Annotated in this window: 4 protein-coding genes; 3 read left to right on the top strand and 1 reads right to left on the bottom strand. The window is 62.2% G+C overall.

Annotation, left to right across the window (positions count from 1 at the left end):
- Window positions 1–8 precede the first annotated feature (8 nt).
- From VMJ11_RS16965 to VMJ11_RS16955, 3 genes are all read left to right on the top strand, one after another.
- Complete coding sequence (locus tag VMJ11_RS16965) at window positions 9–1019, top strand: fatty acid--CoA ligase family protein (protein ID WP_325620547.1); 1011 nt, start codon at window positions 9–11, stop codon at window positions 1017–1019.
- A 354-nt stretch (window positions 1020–1373) separates the two neighbouring features.
- A complete protein-coding gene (locus VMJ11_RS16960; protein ID WP_325620546.1) occupies window positions 1374–2792 on the top strand; it encodes a B12-binding domain-containing radical SAM protein in 1419 nt (472 codons plus the stop codon).
- Window positions 2793–2834: 42 nt separating this feature from the next.
- Window positions 2835–3935 carry a mandelate racemase/muconate lactonizing enzyme family protein gene (locus VMJ11_RS16955; RefSeq protein WP_325620545.1) on the top strand — a complete coding sequence of 367 codons (1101 nt, stop codon included), beginning with the start codon at window positions 2835–2837 and terminating at the stop codon, window positions 3933–3935.
- Between the two features lie 603 nt (window positions 3936–4538).
- Here VMJ11_RS16955 and VMJ11_RS16950 read toward each other — a convergent pair.
- Window positions 4539–4948: peroxidase family protein (locus VMJ11_RS16950; RefSeq protein WP_325620544.1), on the bottom strand; the 410-nt coding region annotated here is incomplete at its 5' end.

The following is a 4948-nucleotide window of genomic DNA, read 5'->3' as shown; positions in this document are numbered from 1 at the left end:
ATGGGTTTATCGCTTGGGCTCCGATGTTTCACATGGCATCGAGCGACCAGATGATTGCCTGTCTGTGCACCGGTGCGCACGTCTTCGTCGTGGACGGATTCGATCTCGACGAGATCTTGCCGCTCGTCGCGCAGCATCGGCTGTGGTGGCTCCTCGTCCTTCCAGGCACCGTCGATCGGTTCTGCGCAGCGATCGTCGCGAGCGGTATCACACCTAGAGGCATCAAGCGCATCGGTGCCATGGCCGATCTGGTTCCGCCGCAGCAGATCGCCGAGATCACGGCGCTACTGCAAGCGCCGTTCGGCAACACGTTCGGTGCGACCGAGACCGGTCTTCCGCCGGCTTCAGCCGGGCTCTTACCGGTCGGACAGATTCCCGCGTCGCTCGCAAAGACCGTGAATGCGCTCTGTGAGATTCGATTGGTCGATGCCAACGATCATGACGTTCCCGACGGCGAGCCCGGCGAGCTGGTGATTCGTGGCCCCACGCTCTTCAGTGGCTACTGGAACGCCCCGCAGGCGACCGCACAGGACTTTCGTGGTGGCTGGTTTCACATGGGCGATGTGTTTCGGCGCCACCCGGACAGAACCTTGAGCTTTGCCGATCGCGTGAAATATCTGATCAAGACCGGCGGCGAGAACGTCTACCCCGCCGAGATCGAACGCGTGTTGCTCGCCGACCCGCGCGTCACAGAAGCCGTGGTCGTGCGCAGACCCGACCCGCAATGGGGTGAGGTTCCGATCGCTTTCGTCGCGCGCAGCGACGACGCGCTCACTGCCGACGCGCTCCTCGCGCTGTGCCGCGGCCAGCTCGCCGGTTACAAGCGACCCAAGGAGATCCACTTCGTGCCCTTCGATCAATTCCCGCGTAGCACGACGGGTAGGGTGCAACGAGGAGAAGTCGAACGCTGGTTGCGCTGCACCAAGCGCGTGTTCACGTGCGAGTCTTCGGCCAGCGCCTACGCTGGTGGCCCTGCGCAGCTTGCCGCTGGACTCGCCTGGCCCGTGCAATGGGGCTGACGGGCCACGTATTGCCGTACCGCCTTCAGGACCGTGAGGTTGACCGTTCCGTCAGCGCAATGCGCCACCGACAACTGGGTATGCAGCGGCTGCTCTCGGGCAAAGGCGCCAGCTTGGTCGATGACGCAAACTATGGTCGCGAGCAGCCCCCGCGATAGCGGCCGTTCGACGGAGCTATCGAGGCCGAGGCGCCGTTAGGATCCTGTGGAAGCGGACGTTGGTGCGCGATCCCTGGCGCGTCTGGGCCGGCACTTGGGGTCGGACAGAGGTGACTTATGTCTTGAGCGTACGCTCCGACAACGAACTTATACCGACATTCGGACCGAGTTAAAGCAGCCAGGGTCGGAGAAAGCCGTGATCACCCATGATTGCCGGAAGACGACTTCGCAAAAGCGCTATCGCGTCGAATTGATCACGGCGGAATCCGAAGCCTCGCGCTTTGTGCGTTATCGGCGGCTGATTCGGTTTCCACAGCTCACCATGCCGCTGCTCGCAGCCCACACGCCCGACCACTGGGAGGTGAGCCACACCGACGAAATTGTTCAACGGGTCGATTTTGGCCGGCAGGTAGACCTTGTTGGCATCACCGCCAATACACCTGCAGCGCCCCATGCTTACGGATTGGCGCGCGAATTCGGCCGGCGCGGCGTGGCGGTCGTTATCGGTGGGCCGCATGCCACACTGATGCCCGACGAAGCAACTCAACACGCGGACGCGGTTGTGGTGGGCGAGGGCGAGCCCGTATGGCCGAAGTTGCTGGCAGACTTTGAGCGGGGCGAGTTGAGACGCGTCTATAGGGCATGCGCGCTGCCTGACCTGATAGGCATGCCAGCGCCGCGCTGGGATTTGATCAAAGGCCGGGTTTATGGCAAAGGTGTGACCATCGCCACGCGCGGCTGCCCGTTTGCGTGCGAGTATTGCGCCATCCCGCAGATGTATCAGCGCCGGATGCGCTTTCGGCCCGTGGCTGAAGTCGTGGATGAAATCAAGCGGATGCCGGGGCGGGCGCTGATTTTCTGGGACGACAACCTTGGCACCAACCGCGCCTACGCGAAGGAACTGTTCGCAGCGATAGCGCCGTTGAAACGCTGGTGGACCAGCCAATGCACGGCGGACGTGGCGTTCGACGACGAGTTCATGGCACTGGCGGCAAGGAGTGGATGCAAAGCTCTGTTCCTCGGTTTGGAAACGATTTCACAAGCGAGTCTCAACGTCGCCAACAAACGCCACAACCGCGCCGCCGACTACGGTGAAGTTATCCGGCGCCTTCACGCGCATGGCATTGCGGTGCAAGCCGGCATGGTCTTCGGCTTCGACCGAGACGACCGGACGATTTTCAGAACGACGGTCGAGTTCTATCGTTCGGCGGGTCTTGATTCCGCGACGGTCAGCGTGCTCATACCCTTTCCCAACACGCCGCTCTTCAAGCGCCTCGATTCCGAGGGACGGATTCTGACGCGCGACTGGTCGAAGTACAACGGCAAGAAAGACGTGGTCTTTCAGCCGGCGATGATGTCGCCGGGTGAATTGCTGATGGGGATGGAATGGGCGGCACGACGGTTCTACTCAATGCCTTCAATCATCGAACGGATGGCACGCTCGAAAACTGGATTGTGGTGGAACATCGCGCGCAACATCGGCTATCATCTGGCGCTCCGAAAGTTTGGCAATGTCGGATTCAATCCGGAGACGCGTGGGCAATCCTCATCCGCGAATTCGTCTGGCGAAACGGTCTGTCCACGAACCATCGCCGCTGGCCCCGATCCGGGGTAATTCCGTTGATGCGATGCGGTGCCTACAGAGGAGCCGACCAATTTGAAGATCACGAAAATTCGAACCACGCGTCTCTATGACCAGTCCAGTGCGCCATTCCAGGACTCAACGATGGCGCGGGCAGCCAACGGCCTGGCGTGGATGTTCGTTGAGCTTGAGACGAACGCCGGCATCACTGGCATCGCTTACTCGGAAGGCGCGGGTCCGGTCCGAGCGTTCATTCACGAGCAACTTTCGGATCTGGTGGTCGGTTCAGACCCATTCGAGACCGAGAAGATCTGGAACGACATGTTCTGGCGCGTGCGCGGCAACGGCCGCAAAGGCGCCGCGTTCCAGGCCATCTCCGCCATCGACATCGCCATCTGGGATATCAAGGCCAAGGTGCTGAAGGTCCCACTGTACAGGTTGCTCGGCCCGGCACACGAGCGCGTGCCGGTCTACCGTTCCGGCGGCTGGACAAACTACACGATTGAAGAGCTCGTTCGTGAGCAGTCGACGTTCACCGAAAAAGGGTTCACGCGGACGAAGATGAAAGTCGGCAAGGACTTCGGCCGCGCCGAAGGCGAGGACATCCGACGGGTCGCCGCAGTACGCAAGACGCTGGGCGACGAAGCGACGATATACATCGACGCCAACAATGGCTATTACGCGAAGCAAACCATCAGGCTTGCCGAGTCGTTCAAGGCGTTCAACGTCGGTTGGTTCGAAGAGCCAGTGCTGGCGGACGACATCCCTGGCCTGGCGCAGGTCGCGGCCAACACAACGATCCCGGTCGCGACCGGCGAGCACGAGTACACGAAGTACGGTTTCCGTGACCTGATCACGGCGGGGGCTGTGGACATCGTGCAGGCGAATATCGGACGCGTGGGCGGTGTGACGGAGTGGATGAAGATCAGCCACATCGCGGCTGCATTCAACCTACCAATGGCCCCGCACGCCTACTGTTTGCAGCACCTACACCCGGCCATGGCGACGCCGAATCTGATGGTCGTGGAGATGCTGGGGATCGAGTGGGACCCGATGATCAAGTGGCTCGTGGACCCGCCGATGCCAGACGGCGGCTACTGGAAGCCGGACCCGGAGCGGCCAGGCAACGGCATCGAGCTTAACCCGCACGCAGTGGCGAAGTACAAGCTCGACTGAAGCATCCATTGCGCTTTACGCCTCGCCATCCGGCGTGACATCGCCACCTTTCTGACTGTTGCTCGACTGCGAGCACTCAAATCCCCATAGCCGCGTAGGCTCCCCGAACGGCACCGGGGGCATCCCGCGGTTTCCTCCCTCGCGGCTTGTCCGACACCTGCCCGCCGAGCTCGCTCGAGCCATCCCAGACCCGTGACTGAGGGCAGGCATCGGACAACCCTTAACGGCTGCTGCCGAAAGGGGGCCCACGGAAGCGGGTATTCCAGTGAACGTCCGCTCTCGAGGTCGGCGACTGGGCCTTGCCGACGCCCCGCCGTCATCCAAATACTTGGACTGCGGGCAAGCAATCAGCGGGCAAAGGATGGCCTTGGCGTGCTAGCGCTCGCGAGGTTCTGTGATCTCAGAGATCGGCTCAGTGCATCCCGGGGAATTCTCGCCCCGCTTTGCGTAGACCATCGACATACCTCTCGCGATCGCGGTCGTTCGCAAACCAGAGCCGAAATTCCTCCCAGGCCCGGTGCGAAAACTCGGGATCGAGCCTTCACCATGTGGCCCCTTCGACCCGAGCTTCCCGTCGCCTAAGCTTCGCCCCTGCCGCAGCGATCAGGCGAGGTCGAAGCGGTCGAGGTTCATCACCTTGGTCCACGCCGCCACGAAGTCTTTCACGAACTTCTCCTTCGCGTCCGCGCACGCATAGACTTCCGCGAGGGCGCGCAGCTGCGAGTGGGAACCGAAGATCAGGTCGACACGGGTGCCGGTCCACTTGACCTCGTTCGTCTTCCGGTCGCGGCCCTCGTAGACGCCGTCAGCCCCGGAGGACGGCTGCCATTGCGTGCGCATGTCGAGCAGGTTGACGAAGAAGTCGTTCGTCAGCGCCTCTGGCCGCTTGGTGAAGACGCCGTGCGCGGACTTCCCGGCATTGGCACCCAGCACGCGCAGGCCACCGACGAGAACCGTCACCTCAGGGGCCGTCAGCGTCAGCAATTGCGCCCGATCCACCAACAGCTCCTCAG

Origin of the sequence: Paraburkholderia sp. (genome assembly GCF_035501035.1) — a bacterium.
GTDB lineage: Bacteria > Pseudomonadota > Gammaproteobacteria > Burkholderiales > Burkholderiaceae > Paraburkholderia.
The sequence above is the reverse complement of the archived record's forward strand: the minus strand, read 5'-3'. Positions and strand labels throughout refer to the sequence as shown.